This window comes from Micromonospora sp. II, assembly GCF_001709195.1.
GTDB classification, from domain to species: Bacteria; Actinomycetota; Actinomycetes; order Mycobacteriales; family Micromonosporaceae; genus Micromonospora; species Micromonospora chalcea.
This window is the reverse complement of record NZ_LYXF01000019.1, coordinates 22423-47213: the sequence shown is the minus strand read 5'-3', so window position 1 is coordinate 47213 and position 24791 is coordinate 22423. Positions and strand designations below refer to the sequence as shown.

The 24791-nt window shown below is 73.1% G+C and carries 22 protein-coding genes; 9 read left to right on the top strand and 13 right to left on the bottom strand.

Annotation, left to right across the window (positions count from 1 at the left end; translation table 11 throughout):
- Window positions 1–122 precede the first annotated feature (122 nt).
- Window positions 123–1688 (top strand): AMP-binding protein, encoded by a 1566-nt coding sequence (locus A8711_RS10805; protein ID WP_069088125.1) that lies wholly within the window; start codon window positions 123–125, stop codon window positions 1686–1688.
- A gap of 44 nt (window positions 1689–1732) precedes the next feature.
- On the opposite strand, the gene purD is transcribed toward A8711_RS10805, so the two are convergent.
- The 3 genes from purD to A8711_RS10790 all read right to left on the bottom strand — a co-directional run bounded on the left by purD (window position 1733) and on the right by A8711_RS10790 (window position 5472).
- Window positions 1733–2980, bottom strand: coding sequence for a phosphoribosylamine--glycine ligase (purD, locus tag A8711_RS10800; RefSeq protein WP_069088124.1), 1248 nt, complete (start codon window positions 2978–2980; stop codon window positions 1733–1735).
- Window positions 2981–3071: 91 nt separating this feature from the next.
- On the bottom strand, window positions 3072–4007 hold the full coding sequence (locus A8711_RS10795; RefSeq protein WP_069088123.1) for a type IV toxin-antitoxin system AbiEi family antitoxin domain-containing protein: 936 nt from the start codon (window positions 4005–4007) through the stop codon (window positions 3072–3074).
- A 175-nt stretch (window positions 4008–4182) separates the two neighbouring features.
- Window positions 4183–5472 carry an adenylosuccinate synthase gene (locus A8711_RS10790; RefSeq protein WP_043327554.1) on the bottom strand — a complete coding sequence of 430 codons (1290 nt, stop codon included), beginning with the start codon at window positions 5470–5472 and terminating at the stop codon, window positions 4183–4185.
- Between the two features lie 122 nt (window positions 5473–5594).
- On the opposite strand from A8711_RS10790, the gene A8711_RS10785 reads away from it, so the two are divergent.
- Together A8711_RS10785 and A8711_RS10780 are read left to right on the top strand one after the other, a co-directional pair.
- Window positions 5595–6593 (top strand): diacylglycerol kinase family protein, encoded by a 999-nt coding sequence (locus tag A8711_RS10785; RefSeq protein ID WP_064447946.1) that lies wholly within the window; start codon window positions 5595–5597, stop codon window positions 6591–6593.
- Window positions 6594–6667: 74 nt separating this feature from the next.
- On the top strand, window positions 6668–8752 hold the full coding sequence (locus tag A8711_RS10780; RefSeq protein ID WP_069088122.1) for a chromosome partitioning protein: 2085 nt from the start codon (window positions 6668–6670) through the stop codon (window positions 8750–8752).
- Window positions 8753–8803: 51 nt separating this feature from the next.
- On the opposite strand, the gene A8711_RS10775 is transcribed toward A8711_RS10780, so the two are convergent.
- Window positions 8804–9232, bottom strand: a complete 429-nt coding sequence (locus A8711_RS10775; RefSeq protein WP_043327556.1) for a DUF3151 domain-containing protein — start codon at window positions 9230–9232, stop codon at window positions 8804–8806.
- A gap of 262 nt (window positions 9233–9494) precedes the next feature.
- Here A8711_RS10775 and A8711_RS10770 point away from each other — a divergent pair, with 262 nt between their 5' ends.
- Window positions 9495–10706, top strand: coding sequence for an LOG family protein (locus tag A8711_RS10770; RefSeq protein ID WP_210869622.1), 1212 nt, complete (start codon window positions 9495–9497; stop codon window positions 10704–10706).
- Window positions 10707–10798: 92 nt separating this feature from the next.
- On the opposite strand, the gene fbaA is transcribed toward A8711_RS10770, so the two are convergent.
- The gene (fbaA, locus tag A8711_RS10765; RefSeq protein ID WP_069088121.1) at window positions 10799–11821 is read right to left on the bottom strand and encodes a class II fructose-bisphosphate aldolase; all 1023 of its coding nucleotides are present in this window, start codon (window positions 11819–11821) and stop codon (window positions 10799–10801) included.
- A 162-nt stretch (window positions 11822–11983) separates the two neighbouring features.
- Window positions 11984–12367 carry a phage holin family protein gene (locus tag A8711_RS10760; RefSeq protein WP_069088120.1) on the bottom strand — a complete coding sequence of 128 codons (384 nt, stop codon included), beginning with the start codon at window positions 12365–12367 and terminating at the stop codon, window positions 11984–11986.
- A gap of 136 nt (window positions 12368–12503) precedes the next feature.
- Here A8711_RS10760 and A8711_RS10755 point away from each other — a divergent pair, with 136 nt between their 5' ends.
- On the top strand, window positions 12504–12713 hold the full coding sequence (locus A8711_RS10755) for a hypothetical protein (RefSeq protein WP_030500565.1): 210 nt from the start codon (window positions 12504–12506) through the stop codon (window positions 12711–12713).
- 13 nt (window positions 12714–12726) lie between these two features.
- Here the strand turns inward: A8711_RS10755 and A8711_RS10750 are convergent, their stop codons facing one another.
- Window positions 12727–13773 carry an LCP family protein gene (locus A8711_RS10750; protein WP_069088119.1) on the bottom strand — a complete coding sequence of 349 codons (1047 nt, stop codon included), beginning with the start codon at window positions 13771–13773 and terminating at the stop codon, window positions 12727–12729.
- A complete protein-coding gene (locus A8711_RS10745) occupies window positions 13773–14255 on the bottom strand; it encodes a SigE family RNA polymerase sigma factor (RefSeq protein ID WP_043327561.1) in 483 nt (160 codons plus the stop codon). The genes A8711_RS10750 and A8711_RS10745 overlap by 1 nt, the downstream gene beginning before the upstream one ends.
- Window positions 14256–14422: 167 nt before the next feature.
- Here A8711_RS10745 and A8711_RS10740 point away from each other — a divergent pair, with 167 nt between their 5' ends.
- The 4 genes from A8711_RS10740 (at window position 14423) to A8711_RS10725 (ending at window position 21056) form a co-directional block, all read left to right on the top strand.
- Entirely contained in the window at window positions 14423–15997 is a 1575-nt protein-coding gene (locus tag A8711_RS10740) for an LPXTG cell wall anchor domain-containing protein (protein ID WP_069088118.1), read from the top strand.
- A gap of 216 nt (window positions 15998–16213) precedes the next feature.
- Window positions 16214–17680, top strand: a complete 1467-nt coding sequence (locus A8711_RS10735) for a 3' terminal RNA ribose 2'-O-methyltransferase Hen1 (protein ID WP_069088117.1) — start codon at window positions 16214–16216, stop codon at window positions 17678–17680.
- The gene (locus A8711_RS10730; protein ID WP_069088116.1) at window positions 17677–20193 is read left to right on the top strand and encodes a polynucleotide kinase-phosphatase; all 2517 of its coding nucleotides are present in this window, start codon (window positions 17677–17679) and stop codon (window positions 20191–20193) included. Before A8711_RS10735 ends, A8711_RS10730 begins: the two co-directional genes overlap by 4 nt.
- Window positions 20194–20216: 23 nt before the next feature.
- Entirely contained in the window at window positions 20217–21056 is an 840-nt protein-coding gene (locus tag A8711_RS10725) for a DedA family protein (RefSeq protein WP_043327565.1), read from the top strand.
- A gap of 173 nt (window positions 21057–21229) precedes the next feature.
- On the opposite strand, the gene A8711_RS10720 is transcribed toward A8711_RS10725, so the two are convergent.
- The 5 genes from A8711_RS10720 to A8711_RS10700 form a co-directional block, all read right to left on the bottom strand.
- Window positions 21230–21607 carry a helix-turn-helix transcriptional regulator gene (locus A8711_RS10720; RefSeq protein ID WP_007454255.1) on the bottom strand — a complete coding sequence of 126 codons (378 nt, stop codon included), beginning with the start codon at window positions 21605–21607 and terminating at the stop codon, window positions 21230–21232.
- Between the two features lie 57 nt (window positions 21608–21664).
- Entirely contained in the window at window positions 21665–22204 is a 540-nt protein-coding gene (gene pyrE, locus A8711_RS10715; RefSeq protein WP_043327566.1) for an orotate phosphoribosyltransferase, read from the bottom strand.
- A gap of 143 nt (window positions 22205–22347) precedes the next feature.
- Window positions 22348–23157: an SDR family oxidoreductase gene (locus A8711_RS10710; protein WP_069088115.1), complete on the bottom strand. Its 810-nt coding sequence runs from the start codon at window positions 23155–23157 to the stop codon at window positions 22348–22350.
- Window positions 23154–23891 carry a hypothetical protein gene (locus A8711_RS10705; RefSeq protein ID WP_069088114.1) on the bottom strand — a complete coding sequence of 246 codons (738 nt, stop codon included), beginning with the start codon at window positions 23889–23891 and terminating at the stop codon, window positions 23154–23156. Before A8711_RS10705 ends, A8711_RS10710 begins: the two co-directional genes overlap by 4 nt.
- A 71-nt stretch (window positions 23892–23962) precedes the next feature.
- Complete coding sequence (locus A8711_RS10700) at window positions 23963–24736, bottom strand: hypothetical protein (RefSeq protein ID WP_069088113.1); 774 nt, start codon at window positions 24734–24736, stop codon at window positions 23963–23965.
- Window positions 24737–24791: the final 55 nt, after the last annotated feature.

Below are 24791 nucleotides of genomic sequence, written 5' to 3'. Positions count from 1 at the left end.
CGCGGGCCGGGCGCCCCCGCCTGGCCGACCCGACCCGCGATCGGGCGCAAGATCACGCAAAACCGGACGGCCGATCCGTCCGGAGCCTGGTCGACGAACCACGAACGCGAAGGAGTTGCGCCTTGGACCTGCCGTTCATCGCCGCCACGCTGACCCGCCGTGGACTGCTCACCCCGGGCCGCCCGATCCGGGTCGTCTCGCAGCTCAACGCGCTGCGCCGGTGGGGCTGGAGCCTCGCCGGGGAGCTGCGCCAGGCCGCCGCCCGCGACCCCGGCCGCGTCGCGGTGGTCGACGAGCGCGGCGCCACCATGACGTACCAGGAACTGCTGGAGCGCTCCGAACGGCTGGCCCGCTCCCTCCGGTCCCACCTCGGCGTCCAGGCCGGCGACCGGGTCGGCGTGCTCTGCCGCAACCACCACGGCCTGATCGAGGCGATAGTCGCCGCGATGCTGCTCGGCGCGGACGCCGTCCTGGTAAACACCGGACTGTCCGCGGCTCAGCTGGGCACCGTGGCCGAGGAACAGGGCCTGCGCGTCCTGGTCCACGACGGCGAGTTCACCGAGCGCGTCCTCGGCCTCCCCGCCGAGGTGCACCGGGTCGACGAACGGCGGCACGAGGAGCTGATCGCCGCCGCGGTCCCCGGCGAACAACTCCAGCCGCCCGAGCGGGACGGCCGCACCATAGTGCTGACCTCCGGCACCACCGGCGCGCCCAAGGGCGCCCGCCGCCCCACCCCGCACGGCTTCGGCCCGCTGGTGTCCATCATCGACCGCATCCCGCTGCACGCGCGGAACACCACCATGATCGCCGCGCCGATCTTCCACACCTGGGGGTACGCCGCCCTCCAGGTCTCGTTCGCGCTGCGCGCCACAGTCGTGCTGCACCGCCGATTCGACCCCGCCGCCACGCTGACCGCGCTCGTCGCCCAGCGGTGCGACGCGATGTTCGCCGTACCGGTGATGCTGCAACGACTCATGGAGGTCGAGCCGCCGCTGCCCCGGCCCCCGCTCAAGGTGGTCGCGGTCAGCGGATCCGCCCTGCCCGGCAACCTGGCCACCGCCTTCATGGACCGCTACGGCGACGTGCTGTACAACCTCTACGGCTCGACCGAGGTCTCCTGGGCCTCCATCGCCGGCCCACGCGAACTGCGCGCCGCGCCCACCACCGCGGGCCGGCCGCCGCACGGCACCCGGCTGGCGATCCTGGACGAGAACGGCCGCCCCGTCCGGGACGGCGAGGTCGGGCGGATCTTCGTGGGCAACGAGATGCTCTTCGAGGGCTACACCTCGGGCGTCGGGCGGGAGAGCCGCGACGGCCTGCTGGACACCGGCGACCTCGGCCGGCTCGACGCCGACGGCCTGCTCTTCGTGGACGGCCGGGCGGACGACATGATCGTCTCCGGCGGCGAGAACGTGTTCCCGTCCGAGGTGGAGGACCTGATCGCCCGGCTGCCGCAGGTCCGCGAGGTCGCGGTGATCGGCGTACCGGACCCCGACTACGGCCAGCGGCTGGCCGCGTTCCTGGCGCTGCGGGCGGGCGAGACGCTCGACCCGGACGCGGTCCGCGAGTACGTCCGGCGCTACCTGGCCCGCTTCTCCGTGCCGCGGGACGTGGTGTTCGTCAAGTACCTGCCGCGCAACGCCACCGGCAAGGTGCTGAGCCGGGAGTTGCGCCGCTACTTCGACTGACGGACGGCGCCCCGCGAACCGGTCCCGCCGCCGGGCGCCGTCCGTCAGCCGGGAATCGTGATCCGGCCCTCCACCGCACCCGCCGCGATGTCGGTGCGGTGGTGGGAGCCGGCCAGCTCGACCTCGCGTACCAACTCGTAGGCGGCGTCGCGCGCGGCGGCCAGGTCGGGGCCGGTCGCCGTACCGCAGAGGACCCGGCCGCCCGCGGAGCGCAACGTGCCGTCGGCGTCGCGGCGGGTCCCGGCGTGGATGATCCCGGCGCGGTCCGCGCCGGTGATCACATCACCGGTACGCGGGCCCGCCGGGTAGCCCTCGGCCGCCACCACGACTGTCACCGCCGCGCCGTCGCGCCACCGCAGCGGCGGGTGCGCGCCGAGCGTGCCGGTGGCGGCGGCGTGCAGCAGCCCACCCAGCGGCGTCTCCAGCAGGGCGAGCACCACCTGGGTCTCCGGGTCGCCGAAGCGCGCGTTGAACTCGATCACGCGCGGGCCGGACGGGGTGATCGCCAGGCCCACGTAGAGCAGGCCGGCGAACGGGGTGCCCCGGTCGCGCAGCTCCGCGAGCGTCGGGTGCACCACGTCGCGCATCACGTCGTCCACCAGGTTCGGCGGGGCCCACGGCAGCGGCGCGTACGCGCCCATCCCGCCCGTGTTCGGGCCGGTGTCGCCGTCGCCGACGCGCTTGAAGTCCTGCGCGGGCAGCAGCGGCACCGCCGCTTCACCATCGGTCACCACGAACAGGGAGACCTCGGGACCGGACAGGTACTCCTCGATCACCACCCGGCCGCACTCCGCGGCGTGCCGCTCGGCGGCGGCCCGGTCGTCGGTGACCACGACGCCCTTGCCGGCGGCCAGCCCGTCGTCCTTCACCACGTACGGCGCGCCGAACTCGTCCAGCGCCCGCGCCACCGCAGCCGCGTCCTCGCAGGTGTACGCGCGCGCGGTCGGGACACCGGCAGCCGTCATCACGTCCTTCGCGAACGTCTTCGAGCCCTCCAGCCGGGCCGCCTGCGCGCTCGGGCCGAACACCGCGATGCCCTTGGCGCGTACCGCGTCGGCGACGCCCGCCACCAGCGGCGCCTCCGGGCCGATGACCACCAGGTCCGCCGCGACCTCGACGGCGAGGGCCGCCACGGCCGCCGGGTCGGTGGGTGTCACCTCCCGAAGCGAGGCGACCTCGCCGATCCCCGGATTCCCCGGCGCTGCGACGAGCGCCTCGACAGCCGGATCCCCGGCGAGTCCGAGCGCGAGAGCGTGCTCCCGCCCACCACCACCCACAAGAAGTACGCGCACGACCCCGCATCCTACTGACCACCCCACCCCACCCCGTTGATCAAGGAGTTTGCGTCCCAGATTTGGGGTTTTCCGGCCGCAAACTCCTTGATCAACTGGGTGGGTGACGGCTCTGGCGCAGGGCTCGTCTGACCGTCTGGGGGATGTAGTCGGGGCGGAGGGTGTCGGACCAGGTGAAGCGGAGGATCCGCCAGCCGGCGTTGACCAGGCGGTTCTGCCGGAAGCGGTCGGCGTAGACGGCCTCCGGGGTCAGGTGCGGGGCCCGGCCGTCCGCCTCGGCGATCAGGCGCTCGCCCCGCCATGCCAGATCCCCGATGCCGAGCAGGTAACCGTCCTCGTCCCGGACCGGCAGTTGGAGGGTGTCCGGCGGCACGCCGCCGTCGACGCAGCGGAGCCGGGTGCGGGTCTCCAGGGGTGACTGTGCCCGGCCGTCCGCCTCGGCCAGGTACCCCCGGGCGGCGACCGCCCCGCGGCGTCCGGCGAAATGCGCGAGCACCAGGGACAGGTCGTCCTCGGCCAGGATCCCCTGGTTGAGCGCGGAGTCGAGAACGCACACCGCCGGGTAGCGCCGAGCCCGCAGCAACACGTCGGCAACGGTCCGCGCCGGTGTGGTGACCGGCACGCCCTCGACCTGGCACACGTCCGCGTCGGCGAGCGTCAACTGGTGCACCGTCAGTCCCGGCTCCGCCCGGCGTTGCACGTGCGGCCGGTCCGGCGGCACCGAGACGTGGATCGCCGCCGCCGGCGGAAGGCCGGCGATGCCGTGCAGTTCGGCGGCGGTGTCGAGTACGGCGACCGCGCCCGGCCCCAGGCTCGCGATCGCGGCGCGGGTGCGGACACGTCGCAGCGCCACCGCCGTCGGCCCTGCGGACGGGAGGTAGCAGCCGCGCGAGACGCGCGTCCATCGTCCGGCCCGGACGAGGTACCGGATCTGCTCCCGGCCGAGGCCCAGGCGCAACGCCTGCCCCGCCGTCACGAACCCGCCCTGCCCGGCAGCCAGCCGCGTCAGCTCGTCGAATTCACCCACACGCGCAGGCTCCCCCGCGCCACTCCACAGCCGAAACCCCTGTGGACAACCCTGTGGATAAACAGACCTACTCTCCCGGTGGCCACTCCGCGACCGCCCCGTTGATCAAGGAGTTTGTGTACGGATCCGACGCCGGACTGGACACAAACTCCTTGATCAACGACAAAGGGTGGGGTTAGGGGAGGAGGGGGTGGCGGAGGACGTTTTCCTCTCGGCCCGGGCCCACACCCACCACGCTCACCCGGGTGCCGGTCAGCTCCTCGATGCGGGCGATGTAGCGCCTCGCGTTCTCCGGGAGCTCGTCCTCGGTGCGCGCCTTGGTGATGTCCTCCCACCAGCCGTCGTGCTCTTCGTAGATCGGCGTGGCGTGGTGGAAGTCGGTCTGCGTCATCGGCATGTCGTCGAACCGCTCACCGTTGATCTCGTACCCGACGCAGATCGGCACCTTTGCCAGGCCGGTCAGCACGTCCAGCTTCGTGACCACCAGGTCGGTGACGCCGTTGAGGCGGCACGCGTACCGGGCCACCACCGCGTCGAACCAGCCGCAGCGGCGCTCCCGGCCGGTGGTGGTGCCGTACTCGTGGCCGACCTTGCGCAGGTGCTGCCCGTTGTCGTCGAACAGCTCGGTCGGGAACGGGCCGGAGCCCACCCGCGTCGTGTACGCCTTGCTCACCGCGATGACCTTGGTGATCGCGGTCGGCGGAATGCCCGCGCCCACGCACGCCCCGCCGGCCGTCGGGTTCGACGAGGTGACGAACGGGTAGGTGCCGTGGTCCATGTCGAGCATGGTGGCCTGGGCGCCCTCCAGCAGCACGGTCTCGCCGCGGTCGAGCGCGTCCCAGAGCATCACCCGGGTCTCGGCGATGTACGGGCGCAGCCGCTCGGCGTACTGGAGGTACTCCTCGACCGTCTCCTCGACGTCGATCGCCTTGCGGTTGTAGACCTTGAACAGCAGCTGGTTCTTCTCGCGGAGCGCCAGCTCCAGCTTCTTGCGCAGGATGCCCGGGTCGAGCAGGTCCTGCAGGCGGATGCCCATCCGGGCGACCTTGTCGCCGTACGCGGGACCGATGCCCCGGCCGGTGGTGCCGATGCGGGCGCTGCCGAGGTAGCGCTCGACCACCCGGTCCAGCGCCCGGTGATGCGGCATGATCAGGTGCGCGTCGCCGGAGATGCGCAGGCGGGACACGTCCACGCCGCGCTCGGCGAGCCCGTCGATCTCCTGCAGCAGCACCTTCGGGTCGACCACCACGCCGTTGCCGATCACGATCATCGCGCTCGGTGACAGCGCACCGGACGGCATCAGGTGCAGCGCGTACTTCTGGCCGTCCGGCGTGATCACCGTGTGGCCTGCGTTGTTGCCGCCGGAGTAGCGCACGACGTAGTCGACCCGCTCACCCAGCAGGTCGGTAACCTTGCCCTTGCCCTCGTCGCCCCACTGGGCGCCGAGCAGCACGATCGCTGGCATCTCTTCCGCCTCCAGAAGGCTCGGGTGCCAGGTGGCGACCGGTCTGCGAGCCCGGGGTGTCAGGCTAACAAGTAGTGACGGCGGGACCAGCAGGGGTTGGTCGAGAAGCAGGAGGCTCCTTCGTGTACGACGTGGTGCTGCTCACCCTCGGCTCGGAGCGGGACGCTCCCGGTGGTGGCTGCGGCAGCGGCGGCGCCTGCTGCGGCGGCGCGGACGACACCGCCGCCGAGAGCGGCGAGGAGCGCTGCGAGACGCCGCGCGTACCGGTGCTGGCCTGCGCGGACGAGCTGACCGCCCGGGGTGCCCGGGTGACCACGGTGACCGCCCGGTCGGACGCCGAGATCGACGAGGTGCTGGCCCGGCTCGACGGCCCACCGCGCGCCGACGGCCTCACCTGGCCGGATCCCGACGGCAAGACCCGGCTGATCGTCGCCACGGCCAGTGACGGTCAGTTGCGCGCCGTCCTGCGCCGGCTGGTGCGCCGGTACGCTCCGCCGCCGAGCCGCCGCCCCGCTGACCTGGCCGACAATCGGACGGTGCCCGACCTGCCCCCGGTCGGCGTACTCCCGCTCGATCCGGCCCGGTCCGGGACGGCGCGTGACCTGGCCGCGCAGCTCGGGCTGCCCCGGGATCCGGCCGGGGTGGCCGCGGCGGTGCTGGACGGCACGGCCCGGCGGCTGGACCTGCTGCGCAACGACGGCGGCTCGGTGACGCTCGACGGCGCGCTGCTCGGCGCCGCCGACGACGCCGGCCGGCCGCTGCACTGGCGGGCCCGGGTCGAGGTCGACGGCACGGTGCTCAGTGACGGCGCCGAGCCGATCACCGCGTGCGCGATCGGCAACGCGGGCGGGTACGCGCGCCTCGGCGAGGTGGACCTGCTGGGCGGGCCGGACCCGGCCGACGGACGGGTGACGGTCGGCGTCGCCGTACCAGTGGTGACCCGGTCGGCGTTGGGCCGGAAGAAGGTCCGCCTGGAGGTACGGCGGGCGCGGGGACGTGCGGTGGCGGTGGTGCCCCGCGACGAGAAGGTGCCCTTCCTCGACGACGGCGTCGAGGGCGAGCTGAGCCGCAAGCGCTCCTGGTGGACCGAGCCGGGCGCCTGGGCGGTCTGGACGGGCTGACCTCGGTCGATCCCCGTCCGGCTCGCGCCGCTGGCCGTACCGCCTATCCTCGGCGGAAGGAATGGGGAGGAACCGTGGTGCACGACAACGACGACCGGGCCCACGTGCCGGGTCGAGGGCAGGTGCCGGAGCGGGACGTCGAGCCGCTCTGGCCGCCGGAGGAGACCGACGGCGTGGTCACCGCCCCGCCCTGGGCGGCCGTGCCCTGGCCGCTTCCGCCGGCCGACGCCCCCACGCCGTCGGCGTCGGACGCCCCGGTGCCACCGGCGCCCGCGGTCGACCTGGACCTGCCGTTCACGCTCGACCAGCCGCCTGCCGGCGCGGCGCCGGCCCAGCCGGGCTCACCGGTCACGGCCGCCACGCCTCCCGCGTCGCAGGCAGCGCCCGGCCCGGATCCGGCCGCCGCATATCCCTCGTTGCAGGGCGCGCCCGCTCCCGACCCGGCCGCCACGCGGACACTGCCGGACCCGGCTGACACGCAGACGGCAGCCGACCCGGAGGACACGCGGACAACGGCGCGCTCGGCCGACGCGCGGGCATCGGCCGACGCGGACGGCGAGGCCGCCGGGAACGGCCGGGCCGCGTCGCCGTGGGCCCAGCCGCCGCAGCGGGCCACCGCCGACTCCGCACCGGACCTCGTTCCCGCTGACAGCGACACGCCGGGGTCCGGCACCGACCCGGCGCGGGCCGTCCACGCCGACGGCGCCGTCTCCGGCCGGGCCTCGGTCGCCGGCACTGCGCTCCCGCCGCCCGACACCGCCCCGGTGACCGGCCGGGCGCAGGTCACCGGAGCGTCGTCGCCGGGCACGGGTGAGCCGGCGCCGGAGCCGCCGCGTCTCGGGCCGTTCCCACCGTCGCCGGGCGTGCCGGCGCCGCCGTCGCCCTACGGCAACGGCTACCCGCAGGCCGGCTACCCGCAGGCCGGCTACCAGCCGCAACCCGGCCAGCCCGGCTGGTACCCGCCGCCCGGCTGGACGCCACAGCCCGGCCCGCCCCAGACCGGCTCGACCCAGACCAGTCCGGCGCAGGCCAGTCCGGCGCAGGCCGGTCCGACGCAGGCAGTCGCGGCGCCCAACGGCCCGGCGCACAACGGCCCAGCGCAGACCGGGCCGGCGCAGACCGGCGCCCCGGTGCCACCGCACGTGCCCGCGCCGCCGGTGTCCGGCCCGGCCGCGCCCCAGCCACCACAGCAGCCGGCGTACCCGGAGCAGGGCTGGACGCCGCAGCAGGCGGTACCCCCGACCGCCGAGGACTTCGCCCGCCGCCGCCAGGCCCGGCCGGTCGACCCGGTGGCCACCATGGGCGTACGCGCGGTGGTCAACAAGATCGGGCTGGTCCGGCTCGCGCCCGGGCGGCACGAGCAGGAGGTGAAGCGCGACATCGAGATGGTCCGCCGCAACTTCGGCGGGCTGCGCCAGGTGACTGTGGTCAACCCGAAGGGCGGCGCCGGCAAGACGGTGGCGATCCTGCTGCTCGCCATGACGTTCGGCCAGAAGCGCGGCGGATACGTGCTGGCCTGGGACAACAACGAGACCCAGGGCACCCTCGGCATGCGGGCGCAGCAGGACTTCCACGCCCGTACGGTGCGCGACATGCTGCGCGACCTGGCGCAGTTCCAGGGGCCGCACGGCCGGGTCGGCGATCTGTCGCAGTACGTCCGCTCGCAGGGCGAGGGCATGTTCGACGTGCTCGCCTCGGACGAGTCGGCGACCGGCGGCGAGATGCTCACCGCCGCCGCGTTCGCGGAGATCCGCGAGGTGGTCAGCCGCTTCTACAAGCTGATCTTCGTGGACACCGGGAACAACGTCCGGGCGCAGAACTGGCAGGCCGCGATGGACGCCACCGACCAGCTCGTGGTGACCATGTCGGCCCGGAACGACTCGGCCGAGACCGCCGCCCGGATGCTCGACCACCTGGAGCAGAGCGGCCGGCAGCGGCTGGTCCGGCAGGCGGTGACAGTGGTGTCGATGCCGCCGTCGCGCAAGGAGATCGACCTGCCCGCGATCCAGGCCCACTTCGCGGCGCGGACCCGGGCGGTGCTGCTGGCGCCGTACGAGCGGCTCATCGACACCGGCGAGCCGCTGCGGTACGGGCAGCTCTCCTCCGCCACCCGGGACGCCTGGCTGAAGATCGCCGCGTCGGTGGCGGAAGGGCTGTAGGACGGGCGCGACGGCCGGTACCCGGGTGGGGACCGGCCGTCGCGGCAGTGGTCAGTCGCCGGAGAGCGCGTCTCCGGCGGCCGGGTCGCAGTCACGGAGGAACTGGGCGCACCGGGCCGCCTCGTCCGCCTCGCCGATCTCGCCCGCCGCGCGGGACAGCACGTAGAGGCAGCGCAGGAAGCCCTGGTTGGGCGCGTGCGACCAGGGCACCGGGCCGTGGCCCTTCCAGCCGCTGCGGCGCAGCTGGTCGAGGCCCCGGTGGTAGCCGGTGCGGGCGTACGCGTACGCCGTGACGACCTGGCCCGCGGCGAGCGCGCGGCCGGCCAGCGCGGCCCAGGCCGCACTGTAGGTCGGGAAGCGGGCCGCGACCTCGGCGTACGCCTCGTCGGTGCCCTGCTCGGCCGCCGCCGCCAGCGCGGCGTCGGCCTCCTCGTGGGCCGGGAGCAGGGTGGCCGGTGGCTCAGGCAACAGGTTCTGCATCGCCCCATTCAACCCGCTTCGCCATCGGGTACGCGAGGGGCCTCGCCCGTACGGTTGGCTGAACGGCTGAGGGTTTCGTCACGCCTGCGGCGGGAGCACACGTACCCGCGGCCCATGCCGCCGACGTGGTTCTTGCACTACAAATACAGATCCGGAGCCTCCCCAGGACCCGGTTACGCAGGAGCCCGGCGGCGTGCCCGCCGGGCTCCTGTCGTTCCCGCCCCCGGTTTCGGCACTTGCCGTGCGGAGGCAGGATGACGGGGTGCCGACCCCACCACCCGCGGACGTCATCGAGCCGCACGCGCCCCACGTCAACGAGATCGAGACCCGCACCGCGTTCGAGCAGCGGCTGGCCGGGGGGACCCTGGCCGGGCTGACCGTGCAGGGCCTCCGCCTCGACCTCGACCCGGTCCCCGACCTGCGCCACGTCGACGTCACCGGCACGCTCTTCGTGGGCTGCCGGTTCGCCGGCCGCGAGGTGGGCGCGGACCTGGTCCGGCGGGGCGCCAACGTGGTCCCGCCGTTCTCCGGGCTGCCCTACCCGACCCAGCCGTCGCACCTCTACACGGCCGACGAGCTGGCCGCCGGGTTCGCCGAGAGCGGGTTCGCCGGGATGTACGACACCCGGGTGTACGCGCACTTCCGGGCGCACGGCGGCGCGCTGCCGGACGTACGCGAGGCGCTCGGGCAGCGACTGCACGACCACGGTGTGGACAACGCGCTGGCCGACGCCACCCGGTCGTGGCTGGCCGCGCACGGCCCGCAGTCGGTGGTGGGCGTGATGGGCGGGCACGCGGTGCCGCGCGGCAGCGTCGCGTACCGGATGGCGGCGGTGCTGGGCTGGGAGCTGGCGCGGGCCGACCGCCTGGTGGTGACCGGCGGCGGTCCGGGCGTGATGGAGGCGGCGAACCTCGGCGCGTTCCTCGCGGCGTGGCCGGCCGAGGAGCTGTCCGCCGCGATCGACACGCTCGCCGTCGCGCCGGACTTCACCGACCACGAGCGGTACACGGCGGCGGCGCTGGCGGTGCGCAAGCGGTACGCGGACGGCCCGTCGCTGCCGTCGCCCCGTCCGTCGGCGCCCGGCACCGAGTGGGCCCGGTCCGGCGGGCTGGCCATCCCCACCTGGCTGTACGGCCACGAGCCGGCGAACCTGTTCGCGGGCCGGATCGCGAAGTACTTCTCCAACGCCATCCGGGAGGACACGATCCTGCGGCTGGCCCGGGGCGGGATCGTGTTCGCACCAGGCAAGGCCGGCACCGTGCAGGAGGTGTTCCAGGCGGCCACGAAGACGTTCTACGGCACCGACGGGGCGAGCGGGGCGTACGTGTTCCTGGACCGCGCGTACTGGACCACGGAGCTGCCGGTGGAGTCGCTGCTGCGGCCGCTGTTCGCCGCGTCCCCGTTCGGCGACCTGTCGCACACGATCCACCTGACCGACGACGTACGCGACGCCGTCCGCCTGCTGGTGCAGTGAAAGGAAGGGCCCCCTTTTAACGCCTCCGGTAGAGGAAGGGCCCCTTGTTAACGCACGGCGTTAACAAGGGGCCCTTCCTTACACGCGGAGGGTCACTTCATGGTGGTGCCGGTGGAGCGCAGGTGCTCGCAGGCCTCGACCACGCGGGCGGCCATGCCGGCCTCGGCGGCCTTGCCCCAGACGCGCGGGTCGTACATCTTCTTGTTGCCGACCTCGCCGTCGACCTTCAGCACGCCGTCGTAGTTGCGGAACATGTGGTCCGCGACCGGGCGGGTGAAGGTGTACTGGGTGTCGGTGTCGATGTTCATCTTCACCACGCCGTAGTCCAGCGCCTCCCGGATCTCCGAGAGCAGCGAGCCGGAGCCGCCGTGGAAGACCAGGCTGAGCGGCTTGTCCTTGCCGTACTTGGCGCCGACCGCGTCCTGGATCTGCTTGAGCACCTCGGGGCGCAGCTTGACGTTGCCCGGCTTGTAGACGCCGTGCACGTTGCCGAAGGTCAGCGCCGCCATGTAACGCCCCTTCTCGCCCAGGCCGAGCGCGTCGACCATGGCCAGGCCGTCCTCGACGGTGGTGTAGAGCTTGTCGTTGATGGCGTTCTCGACGCCGTCCTCCTCGCCGCCGACGACGCCGACCTCGATCTCCAGGACGATCTTGCCCTTGGCGGCCTCGGTGAGGAGCTGCTCGGCGATCTCCAGGTTCTCCGCCACCGGCACGGCCGAGCCGTCCCACATGTGCGACTGGAACAGCGGCTCCTGGCCGGCCTTGACGCGCTCCTGCGAGATGGCCATGAGCGGCCGGACGAACTTGTCCAGCTTGTCCTTCGGGCAGTGGTCGGTGTGCAGCGCGATGTTCACCGGGTACTTCTTGGCGACCTCGTGGGCGTACGCGGCGAACGCCACCGCGCCGGTCACCATGTCCTTCACGGACGGGCCGGACAGGTACTCCGYGCCGCCGGTGGAGACCTGGATGATGCCGTCGCTCTCCGCGTCGGCGAAGCCCTTGAGCGCCGCGTTCAGCGTCTGCGAGGAGGTCACGTTGATCGCGGGGTACGCGTACCGGCCGGCCTTGGCCCGGTCCAGCATCTCCGCGTAAGCCTCAGGGGAAGCGATGGGCATGTCGAACGCTCCTTACTTACCGCTCTCGGCCGTGCAGGCCGCTGTCTTCCATGGGCGCGACCGTTCCGGTCGCTCACGTCCACGGGTGCGCCGGACCGCGCTGTCCACCGCGGGCAGTATCCCGTAGGAGCGCGCACGGGGCACAACCGGCCCGGGCGCTGCTCACCGATTCTCCAGCCGGTCCGGAACGACGACGCYGATCAGCCAGCTCACCACCGCCACCACGATGGCGCCCCAGAAGGCGGYCCAGAACCCGTCCACGTGGAACGGGAGCTTCAGCAGACCGGCGATCCAGTCGGTCAGCATGAACAGCAGCGCGTTCACCACCAGCGCGAACAGGCCGAGCGTGAGCAGGTAGAACACACAGCCGAACACCTTGATGAGCGGCTTGAGCACCGCGTTCACGACACCGAAGACCAGCGCCACCACGATCAGGGTGAGCACGTTGTTGCCGGTGTTACGGCCGCTCACCTCCACCCCGGGCACGATMAGCGTCGCGATCCACAACGCGACCGCCGTGATCGCCAGTCGGATCAGAAAGCCCATGGCAACCATCCTGGCACCGGCCGCGCGCCAGGAGCGGGACAATCGCCGACTCCGCGTTCCGCCCGCCGCCGGGCGGCGACCCGGACCAGCCCGTACGGTGGTGGGGACGATGCCCGCACGGAGACAGGGAGGGACGATGGGTCAGCCCGACGAGGACTTCGCGCCCAGTGACCACCTCGCCCCGGAGGAGCGGGACCTGGAGGCCGAGCCGGCCGACGCGGTCGAGCAGGCCACCACGGTGACCGACGACAGCGACGGCGAGCCGCACCGCGGCCTGGAGGTCGACGACTGGGACGCCATGGAGCAGGCCCGCGTCGTCACCGCCGACGAGGACGACTACCGCTGATCCGGCGCCCGGGTCACCGCAGGCCGGTGACCCGGGCCGGATGGGCGGCGGCCCATTCCCCCAGCCGGTCGGCCCGCAGCGCGTCCAGGAACCCCGGGGTGAGTTCGGGGTCCGCCTCGTACCCGCGACCGTTCCACTCGGCGAGCACCGGGAAGGCGACCGCGACCGGCTCGGCGGCGCCGGCCCGGGCGGTCGCGCCCACCAGCGCCGGCAACGACAGGTCACCGGCGTCGACAGTGACGGCCGGGCCGATCCGGATGAGCAGCCGGTTGAGTTGCGCCGGATCGGTCGCCGTTCCCCGCTCACGCATCTGGCGGAGCAGGCCGGCGGCGTAGCGGGCCGCGTTGCGGTCGCGGTCCAGTCCGCCGTCGCGCAGGCCGTACCGCTGCCGCAGCAGGTCCACCGCCGCCGCGCCGTCGAGCCGCTGGCATCCGGCGGGAAAGCGCCGCTCGGTGTGCACCGAGCGAACCGGCTCCGGCAGGCAGACCGGCACGCCGCCGACCGCGTCGGTCAGGTCACGGGCCCCCGGGTACGTGAGCACCGCGCCCGCGTCGACGCGTACCCCGGTCAGCCGGGCGACCGCCTGGCGGGTCGCCCGGTAGCCGGCCGCCAGGTCGGTGCCCGAACCGGTGGCGCGGGAGAAGGTCGCGTTGAGTTTCTCCGTTCCGCCCGGCGCCGGCACCAGCAGGTCACGCGGGAGCGACACCAGGTAGAGCCGGCTCCGGTCGGCCGGCACGTGCACCAGCAGCACCGAGTCGGCACGGCGGCTGCCGGCCGACTGGTCGACGCCGAGCAGCAGCAGGTTCAGCGCGCCGCCGGGCTCCGGATCCGGCGTGGCGAGCAGGGGCGCCGCCGTGGGCGCCGGTGGCCGGGGCGCCATGGCGGTGAAGCCGACCAACGCGACGGCGGCGACCGCCAGCGCCGTGCCGGCCAGGCGTACGCGCCGACGGCGTCGACGGCGGGTGATCACCGCCCGGTCGACGGCGGCCCGGACCGGGCCGACGGGCGGGGTCGACTCCTCGAGGCGGGCGAACGCGGCCCGCAGCTCGTCCTCGATCATCAGGAGACCTCCACGAGTTCGGCTCGGAGGGTGGCCAGCGCGCGCGAGATGCTGGACCGGACGGTGCCCACGGCGCAGCCGAGGATCTCGGCTATCTCCCCGTCCGGCAGGTCCTCGTAGTAGCGCAGCACCAGCGCGGCGCGCTGCCGCCGGGGCAGTCGGGACAGCCAGGAGCGGACCTGGTCCCGGTCGACTGCAGACTGGGCGTGGTCGGCGGACGCGGGCACCGAGTCGTCGACGTCGCCGCGCAGCAGCACGCGCCGGGCCCACGAGCCGCGCCGCCAGTCGATGAACTGGTTGGTGAGCATGCGTCGCACGTATCGCTCCGGGGCGTCGCTGCGAGCCACCCGCCGCCAGTGCAGCTGCACCCGGACCATGGTGTCCTGCACCAGGTCCTGGGCCTGGTGCGGGTCTCCGGTCAGCATGACCGCGTACCGCAGCAGGGCGCCCAACCGCGCGTCGGCGAACTCCTCGTACGTCACTGCACCTCCCGGTGTCCGTTTGAAGGACGGTCCCGGGCGGCTGGAACATTGCGGCGGCGACGATCATCCGTTCGGTCAATATTCATCATCTGGGACAACGCGATCCCTTAAGGAATCTTTAAGCTCCGTGGGCTCCACCTGATCACCCCCACGGGAGGACCCTCCACATGCTCAGCAACTCCAGCCGGCGTCTGCTCGCCGGGTTGGGCGTCGCAGGCGCGTTCGTCGCYGCCTCCGCCACACCCGGCTTCGCGGCTGACCCCAAGGTCAAGCTCGGCGTCTACTTCAGCGACACGACGATCGCCGCCGACTCGGACGGCAAGATCGACTACAGCATCATCCGCAGTTCGACCTCGGTCGTGCTGCACGACCTCACCGTCCGCTACGACCTCACCGGCCTCGCCGGCAAGGTGACCGTCGGCGAGGAGGAGAACACCGGTACGGACTGCACCTCGCCGTCGGCGAACGTGCTCGTGTGCACGACGCCCTGGGAGGTGGAGCTCGACGAGTGGGGTCTGTCCGGCGTCTTCCCGGTGCAGATCAAGCCCACCGGCAAGGCCCAGGACGGCGACACCGGCACGCTCAAGGTGACGCTGTCGGCGAACGGCGTCGACAGCGTCTCGCACGAGGCCAAGGTGCGCGTCGGTGAGGGCGTCGACCTGGCCGCCGGCCCGGAGACCACGGTGTCGGCCGCTCCGGGCAAGGGCTTCACCGCGCCGCTGAAGGTGACGAACGTCGGCGAGACCACCGCCAAGGGCGCCGCCGTCGTCTTCTACAACGACTACGGCATGAACGCCGCCAAGCACTACAGCAACTGCACGTACGTCGGTGACGAGCTGCGCACCTGCCGGTTCGACGAGGAGCTCCCCGGCGGCAGCACGTTCGGCGCGACGCTGCCGTACGCGCTCGGCGCGGACACCATGGCGCCCGGCAACCGGTACGGCGAGATCATCTGGATGACGCCGGACGAGTTCGAGGACTTCGAGAACTACCTCGGCAACTACGACGTGACCATCGGCAAGCCGGGCACCGACGGCAAGCTGACGCTGGCCGAGGCCGCCGGCCGCGCCGCCGCGCGGGGTTTCCAGGCCGACCCGCGGCCGGAGAACAACGCCTCGTACCTGCAGGTGAAGGTCACCGGCAACAACAGCACCGACCTGGAGGCGCTCGGCGCGTCGGTCACCGGCAAGGCGGGCGCGACCGTCAAGGCGACGGTGGGGCTGCGCAACAACGGCCCGGCCACGCTCGACTACAGCCGCTCCGGCAGCTCGGTCACGTACCTGACCTTCGACGTGCCGAAGGGCACCACCACGACCGCCGTGCCGGAGAACTGCTTCCCGGTGAAGGGCGACGAGTGGGGTGAGCCGGGCAAGCCGGGCGCGCGTCACTACCGCTGCTACTTCGACTCGTTCCTGAAGGCCGGGGACACCGTGAAGCTGGAGTTCGGCCTGAAGATCGACAAGGTGATCGCCAACGACACCGGCCTCGTGAAGATCAACGTGCCGTGCGAGTGCGACGGCGGCTTCTACCGTGACCTGAAGCCGGCCAACGACACCGCCAAGGTCGTCGTCAACGCGGCGCCGGGTGGCGGCGACGGTGGCCAGGGCGGCGGTGACGGCGGCACGCTGCCGATCACCGGTTCCTCCACCGGCCTGATCGCCGGCCTCGGTGCGCTGCTGCTCGCCGCCGGCGCGGTCGGCTACGTGCTGACCCGCCGCCGCAAGACCCGCTTCGTAGCCTGACGAGAAGCACAAAGGTGCCCCGCCGACCGCAGGTCGGCGGGGCACCACCACATAGAAGCAGAACCACCAAGCAGCACAGGTCGACGCGACGGGTACCACGTCAGGTTTCCGGGGGAGCCCGGCCTGCGCAGGGATCAAGCCTGACCGCCCGGAGCGGGCCGGGCTCCCCCGGAAACCCCCACGACAAAAACCAGAAAACAACGAGATCATCGACAAGTGCTACTGACCCTGACCACGACCCACCGCCCCGCGACCGACCTCGGCCACCTCCTGGTGAAGCATCCGGACCGCGTGCAGACCTTCGATCTGCCCGCCGGCGCCGCGCATGTGTTCTACCCGGAGGCGGACGAGGCGCGCTGCACGGCGGCGCTGCTGGTCGAGGTCGATCCACTCAGGCTGGGCGGGGGCCGGAAGAACCGCGCGCCGGAGGGCTTCGCGCTCGGGCAGTACGTCAACGACCGCCCGTACGCGGCCTCCAGCCTGCTCTCGTCGGCGCTGTCGAAGGTGTTCCGCTCCGCGCTGCGGGGCGAGTCGCGTGACCGTCCCGAACTGGCCGCGACCGCGATCCCGCTGACCGTACGGGTGCCGGTGCTGCGCTGCCGGGGCGGCGCGGAGCTGGCGGTACGGATCTTCGCCCCGCTGGGCTGGACCGTGACGGCCACCCCGATCCCGCTCGACGAGACGTACCCGGAGTGGGGTGACAGCCGCTACGTCGACCTGACGCTGACCGGCACGCTGCGGCTCGCGGACGCCCTCAACCACCTGTACGTGCTGCTGCCGGTGCTCGACGACGCGAAGCACTACTGGGTGGCGCCGGACGAGGTGGACAAGCTGCTGCGCGCGGGCGCCGGCTGGCTGGCCGGTCATCCGGAGCGGGCCCTGATCACGCGGCGCTACCTGGCGCACCGCCGGGCGCTCGCGGGCGTGGCGATGGCCCGCCTGACCGAGCTGCGCCTGGCCGACGAGCCGCCCGCCGACGACAGCATCGACCCCGCGCCCGGAGAAGCGCCGGTGGTGGAGGACGTCCGCCGCGCCTCGCTGGCGGTACGGCGGCGCGAGGCGGTGCTCGCCGCGCTGCGGGACAGCGGTGCGAGCCGGGTGCTGGATCTGGGCTGCGGTGGCGGCGCGCTGCTGACCGCGCTCGTCGCGGACCGGCGCTTCACCGAGGTGGTGGGCGTCGACGTGTCCGACCGGTCGCTCGGCCTGGCGGCCCGGCGGCTGCGCCTGGACCGGCTGCCGGAGCGGCAGCGGGACCGGATCCGGCTGTGGCAGTCGGCGCTGACCTACCGCGACGACCGGCTCCGGGGGTACGACGCGGCGGTGCTGATGGAGGTCGTGGAGCACCTCGATCCGCCGCGCCTGCCCGCGCTGGAGGACGCGGTGTTCGGTCACGCCCGGCCGGGCACGGTGGTGGTGACCACCCCGAACGTCGAGTACAACGTCCGCTACGAGGGGCTCGGGCCGGGCCGGTTCCGGCACGCGGACCACCGGTTCGAGTGGACCCGGGCCGAGTTCGCGGCCTGGGTGGATCAGGTGGCGGYGGCGCACGGCTACACGGCTGTCGTCGGCGGTGTCGGCGACGACGACCCGGAGGTGGGCGCGCCGACCCAGATGGCGGTGCTCACCCGCGCCGACCGCAACGAGAACACCAGCGACGACCGAAAGGAGGCGACGAACCGATGACCGTCCTGGACATCCCCGAGCTGGCACTGGTGGCGCTCGTCGGCGTCTCCGGCTCCGGCAAGTCCACGTTCGCCCGGCGGCACTTCGCGCCCAGCCAGGTGCTCTCCTCGGACACGTTCCGCGGCCTGGTCGCCGACGACGAGAACGACCAGTCCGCGTCCGCCGACGCGTTCGACGCGCTGCACCACGTCGCCGCCATCCGGCTGCGGCGCGGCCTGCTGACAGTGGTCGACGCGACGAACCTCCAGCCGCACGCCCGCGCCGGGCTGATCCGGGTCGCCCGGGAGCACGACGTGCTGCCGGTGGCGATCGTGCTGGACGTGCCGGAGGCGGTGGCCTGGGAGCGTACCGAGGCGCGCACCGACCGCACGTTCGGCCGGCAGGTGCTCAACCGGATGCGCCGCGACCTGCGGCAGTCGTACGGGCGGCTGGCCCGCGAGGGCTTCCGCAAGGTGCACGTGCTGCGCGGCGTGGAGGAGATCGACGCCGCGGAGATCCGCTACGAGAAGCTGTTCAACGACCGGCGCGAGCTGACCGGCCCGTTCGACGTGATCGGGGACGTGCACGGCTGCCGTACCGAGCTGGAGGCGCTGCTGTCCCGGCTCGGCTACGTGCTGCGACGCGACGACGCGGGCCGCCCGGTGGACGCGGAGCACCCGTCGGGGCGTACCGCGGTGTTCGTCGGTGACCTGGTGGACCGCGGCCCGGACTCCCCCGGCGTGCTCCGCCTGGTGATGGGCATGGTGGCGGCCGGCCACGCGATCAGCGTGCCGGGCAACCACGAGCAGAAGCTGCAGCGCAAGCTGCGCGGCCGGGACGTCCGGCTGACCCACGGTCTGGCCGAGACGATGGAGCAGCTCGCCGCGGAGCCGCCGGAGTTCGTCGCCGAGGTGGAGACGTTCATCGACGGCCTGGTGAGCCACTTCGTGCTCGACGGCGGCCGGCTGGTGGTGGCGCACGCCGGGCTGAAGGAGGCGTACCACGGGCGGGCGTCCGGCCGGGTGCGGTCGTTCGCGCTCTACGGCGAGACCACCGGCGAGACCGACGAGTACGGCCTGCCGGTGCGCTACCCGTGGGCGCGCGACTACCGGGGCTCGGCGATGGTCGTGTACGGGCACACGCCGACTCCCGAGCCGGAGTGGGTGAACAACACCATCTGCCTGGACACCGGTTGCGTGTTCGGCGGAAAGCTGACCGCGCTGCGCTACCCGGAGAAGGAGCTGGTCGCCGTACCGGCGGTGAAGGAGTGGTACGCCCCGGCCCGGCCGCTGGTCCCGGTCGCGCCCGTGCGGCCGGACACCGTGCTGGACCTGGCCGACGTGACCGGGCGACGCCACGTCACCCACCCGTACGGGTCGCTCACAGTGCCGGCCGAGAACGCCGCCGCCGCGCTGGAGGTGATGAGCCGCTTCGCTGTCGACCCGGGCCGGCTGGTGTGGCTGCCGCCGACCATGGCGCCCTGCTCCACGTCGACTGTCGAGGGGTTCCTGGAGCACCCGGCCGAGGCGTTCGCCGACTACCGGGCGGCCGGTGTCGACCGGGTGGTCTGCGAGGAGAAGCACATGGGCTCGCGGGCGGTGGTGCTCGTGGAGCGGGAGCCGGGCCGGTTCGACGGCGGGGTGGTGCACACCCGTACCGGCAGGCCGTTCTTCGGTCCGCCGCTCGACGGCGAGCTGCTGGCCCGGGTGCGCGCCGCGGTCACCACCGCCGGTCTCTGGGCCGAGCTGGGCACCGACTGGCTGCTGCTCGACGCCGAGCTGCTGCCCTGGTCGGCGAAGGCGAGCGGGCTGATCCGCGAGCAGTACGCCGGGGTGGGCGCGGCCGGGCGGGCGGCGCTGCCGCCGGTGCTCGCCGCGCTGGACTCGGCCGCCGCGCGCGGGCTGCCGGTGGACGGGCTGCGTGACCGGATGGCCGAGCGGGCCGCCGAGGTGACCGCCTACTCGGCGGCCTACCGGGCGTACGTCCGGCCGACCGACGGGCTGCGCGGGGTGACGCTGGCACCGTTCGCGGTGCTGGCCGGGGCCGGGGTGAGCTACGCCGACCGCGACCACGGCTGGCACCTGGCGCTGGCCGACCGGCTCTGCGCCGCCGACCCGGAGTTCTTCACCCCGACCCGGCGGCGGGTGGTGGACCTGTCCGACGAGTCGGCGGTGGCGGACGCGACGCAGTGGTGGCTGGCGCTCACCGCGGCCGGCGGCGAGGGCATGGTGGTCAAGCCGTACGCGGGCCTGGCCGCCCGTGGTCCGAAGGGCCCGCTGCTGCAGCCGGGGATCAAGTGCCGGGGCCGCGAGTACCTGCGGATCATCTACGGTCCCGGTTACACGGACGCACGTCAGCTCGCCGCGTTGCGCCGGCGCTCGCTGGGTCGCAAGCGCGGGCTCGCGCTGCGCGAGCACGGCCTCGGCCTGGCCGCGCTGGACGCCCTGGCCGAGGACGCGCCGCTCTGGCGCCGCCACGAGCTGGTGTTCGCGATCCTCGCCTGCGAGTCCGAGCCCGTCGATCCCCGCCTCTGACGAGGACGCCCGGTCCGGCCGAAATGCCGGACCGGGCCGGGGTACCCTGTGTGGCCGTGGACACAGCAGAGAAGACACGGATGTTCTCCGAGAGCGTGGCGCTGAACCCGCTCGATCCGAAGGACCTCATCCACACCTTCGGCATGATCGGCGTCTGGGTCATTCTCTTCGCCGAGACCGGGCTGCTGGTCGGCTTCTTCTTCCCGGGCGACTCGCTGTTGTTCCTGGCCGGGGTGGCCGCTTCCCCGGTGGCCGACGCCATCTTCGGCGACGGCACCCGCCTGTCCCTGGCCGGGCTGCTGATCGGCGGGCCGCTCTGCGCCATCGTCGGCGCGCAGCTCGGGCACTGGCTCGGTGCCCGGTACGGCCGCCGCATGTTCGACAAGCCCAACTCCCGTCTGTTCAAGCGGGAGTACGTGGAGAAGGCCGAGTACTACTTCCAGAAGTTCGGGCCGGCGAAGGCGGTGGTGCTGGCCCGGTTCATCCCGATCGTGCGGACGTTCCTCAACCCGGTGGCCGGCGTGCTCGGCATGTCGGCCCGCCAGTTCTTCGTGTGGAACGTGGTGGGCGCGGTCCTCTGGGTCGACGGCATCCTGCTGATCGGCTACCTGCTGGCCCGGCAGATCTACGACGCCATCGGCGACAAGATCGACAGGTACATCCTGCCGGTGGTCGCGCTGATCATCGTGATCTCGGTGCTGCCGATCTTCTTCGAGTTCCTGCGGGACCGGCGTGCGCGCAAGCGCGGCGAGGCGGTCGCGGTGATCACCGCGGCGACCGTGGCCGGCACCGTGGAGGCGGCTCGCGAGGGCATCGAGGAGCACCGGCCGGGCCACGGAGACGGCGGGCAGCACCGCCGCTGAGCACGGTTCAGACACCGAAGGCCGGCCCTCGGGCGAGGACCGGCCTTCGGCATGACTGATCGAACCGGGTCACACGAACGGCCGCAGCCGTCATCGTGCGCTGATGGCGCCACCCCTCGCACGCCACCGGGCACCCGGCCGGGACGACCCTCTACGGGCCGGCCCGAAAGGTTTCAGCGAGCCTTCTTGGTGGCCCGCTTCCGCGGCGGGGTGAGCAGATCCGCGATCGTGGCGATCGCGGACGGCACCAGCCGGTAGTACGCCCAGACCCCGCGCTTCTCCCGCTCCAGCAAGCCGGCCTCGGTGAGGATTCGCAGGTGGTGGCTGACCGTCGGCTGCGAGAGGCCGAGCGGCGCGGTGAGGTCACACACGCACGCCTCCCCCTCGGGAGCCGACTGGATCAGGCTGAGCAGCCGCAGCCGTGCGGGGTCCGCGAGGGCCTTGAGGACCCCCGCAAGCCGCTCGGCGTCGGCGCGTTCGATCGGCTCGCCGGCAAGCGGCGAGATCTGAGGCATGGTCATTTCAGCCAACGCAGTTCCCACGTATTCCATCCTTCCACCAGCAGCATCGATCCGCCTGCATATCAGCAGATCCGAATCGGCAGACTTTTACGCCACAAGGCCGAGGTCAGCCAACGTATAGGCCGCCCGATAGGGCAATCCGGCGGCTCGCACCGCGTCGCCGGCGCCTCGATCAACAATAACCGCCACACCCACCACTTCGGCCCCCGCCTCGCGTAATGCCTCGACCGCCGTCAAAACACTTCCGCCAGTGGTGGAGGTGTCCTCAACCGCCAGGACCCGGCGACCGGCCACGTCCGGACCTTCGATCCGGCGCTGGAGGCCGTGCGCCTTGCCCTCCTTACGGACCACGAACGCGTCCACCGCGCCGTCGGTGCCGGCCGAGGCGTGCAACATGGCGGCGGCCACCGGATCGGCGCCCAGGGTCAGCCCACCAACCGCGTCGTACGCCCAGTCGGCGGTCAGATCGAGCATGACCCGACCGATCAACGGAGCCGCTTCGTGATGGAGCGTGACCCGGCGCAGATCCACGTACCAGTCCGCCTCGCGGCCCGACGAGAGCACCACCCGGCCGTGGACCACAGCCAGGTCACTGATGAATTTGCGCAGGTCGTCGCGGTCGCCCATGGCCCAAGAGAGTACTTCGCAAGTCTGAGAGCCGTGCTCGGGGTCCGCCCTGGTCAACCCAGTGGGCGACCGATGGGTGGCGATGAGCGGCTACGCTGCGCGACCGTCCATCGAGGTCGGCCGCCGACCGGCCCCGCCGCCGCTCAGCCGCGTCGCCGGTCGACCGCGCCCCGGGTGTCCCGGCGGAAGCCCCGCAGCAGGCGCTTCGGGGCGTACCGCAGCCCGGCGACCGCCACCTTGTACTTCCAGTCCGGGACACTCACGAACTTGCCTTTATGCAGGTCACGGAGCCCTTCGGCGACCACATCGTCGGCACGCAGCCAGGCCCAGGCGGGCAGGCGCGACATGTCGATGCCGACCCGCTCGTGGATGCCGGTGCGGGTGTAGCCGGGGCAGAGCGCCATCACCCGTACGCCGAGCGGCGCGACGGACTGGCCGATCGACTCGCTGAAATTCGTCACCCACGCCTTGCTGGCCGAGTACGTGGATCCCGGCATGGGGACACCGAAGCCCGCAACGGAAGAGACATTTATCACTGCCCCTTGCCCTCGTTCGATCATCGGGCCGAGCGCGGCGTGGGTCAGACGCAGCACCGCGAGCACGTTGAGCCGTACCAGCCGCGCCTCGTCGGCCACCGGCGACCGGACGAACGAGGTGTTCAAGCTGATCCCCGCGTTGTTCACCAGCAGGTCGACCGGTGGGCCGTCRGCAAGCCGGCGCTCGACCGTCRCACAACCGTCCTCGGTGGACAGATCGGCCGCGATCGTCTCCGCGTCGCCGCCGTGCCGGCCGGTCAGCTCGGTCGCGAGCGCGTCGAGCCGGGTGGCGTCCCGGGCCACCAGGACGAGGTCCCAGCCGTCGGCGGCGAGCCGCCGGGCGAACGCCTCGCCGATGCCGAGGCTGGCGCCGGTGACCAGGGCACGGCGCCGGGAGGGGTGGGTGTCACCGGTCATGGGCGGTCCTCGGGAGGCGGCGGTGCGGCCCACGGCGACGCGGGCGGGGCGGACGCGGGCGGGGCGGACGTTTGTTGCAGGCCGGGCGGCGGTCCCCAGGGCGTCGGCCCGGAGACGGGCGCGCCGGACACGGTGGCGCCGTACCCGGACGGCCGCGCCGGTCCGGTGCCGCTGCGCAGGAACGCGCCGGCCGACGGCAACGTGAGCAGCGCGGCGACCACCAGATAGCCGAGGATCTGCGCCACCGAGACCACCGCGTTCACCGGGATCCACCACCCCGGGTAGGCGTCCCCGACCAGCCCGAGCAGGTCGGCGGTGATCCGGTCCTCGGGGCCGAGTTGCAACGGGGCGGCCCGCTGGCCGACCAGCAACGCCAGCCCGCAACAGCCGCAGAGCAGGCCGGTGCCGGCGACGACCCAGGTTCCCACGCGGGCCCCGGACCGGCCGGCGAGCAGGCCGAGCGCCAGCCCGACCAGCAGCAGCGCGGCCAGCACGCCGAGCACGGCGGCGAGGTAGGTCGAGGCGCGCAGCAGGCCGGCCACCTGGTCGATGTCGCCGCCGCTCGCGCCGGTCTCGTCCGCCGCGGCGGCCCGGAACCGGTCCACCGTGCCGCCGGTGACGGCGAGGTTCGCCACCGCGTACGCCACGGCGCCGACCGCCATCGCCAGCAGCACCGCCACCGCGGCGAGGACGGCGCCCGGCCGGCGGGGGGCGGCCCGATCGGGGTACGACACGACTGATCCCTCCGGTAGGCGTCGGATGCAACCTACTCGGAGGGATCGTCGGCGTCGCCTCAATCCGGACGTCAACTTCCGGATGGCGGCTCCGGGTCGCGGCGCTCGCCCGGCTGACCGGCCGGCCCGGCCGGCGGCTGACCGGCCGACGGCGGCGGACCGCCCGGCGTGGACGGCGGCGGGGTGCCGGGAGCCGGCGGGTACGACGGGTACGACGGGTACGACGGGTCACCCGCGTGCCCCGGGGCCGCCGGGTACGCGCCGCCCGGTACCGGCGGCTCCCAGCCGGCCTTGGGCTTGCGGAAGAACTCGTTCGCCTTCGGCAGCGCCAGCAGGATCAGCGCGGCCAGCAGGGCGAGCAGCGCCACCAGGCCCAGCAGCAGGTTGACCGGGGTGTACCAGGACGGCAGAGCGTCGTCGAGCCGGCGCTGGATCTCGTCCGGGCTGGGCATGTCACCCGTGGCGGTGCCGCCGGTCATGCCACCGGTGAGGCCGGTGAGCAGCCCGCCGCCGGTGCAGCAGAGCAGGATGCCGCCCAGCACCCAGGTGGTGATCCGGGAGGCGTTCTTGCCCCTGTTGTTCAGCAGCGCGAGCACGACGAGCCCGGCCGCGATCAGCAGCGACACGATCGCCGTGACGATGCTGAACACGTACGCGATGTCGGCGGCCCCCTCGGCCGAGGAGCCCGCGTACGCGTCGGTGAGGACGTCGCGGACGGTGCCCGCGACGGTCAGCGCCACGATCAGGTTCACCACCTGGATCGCGGCGACGAGAATGAGCAGCCAGCTGGAAAGCGTCACCACACTGGGACGCGCGCGGGGCGCGGTGCCCGGAGCATCGGCCATGATTCTCCCTTTCCTGGATCAGGTGACCACCGTAGCGATCTCGCACCAGGTCAGC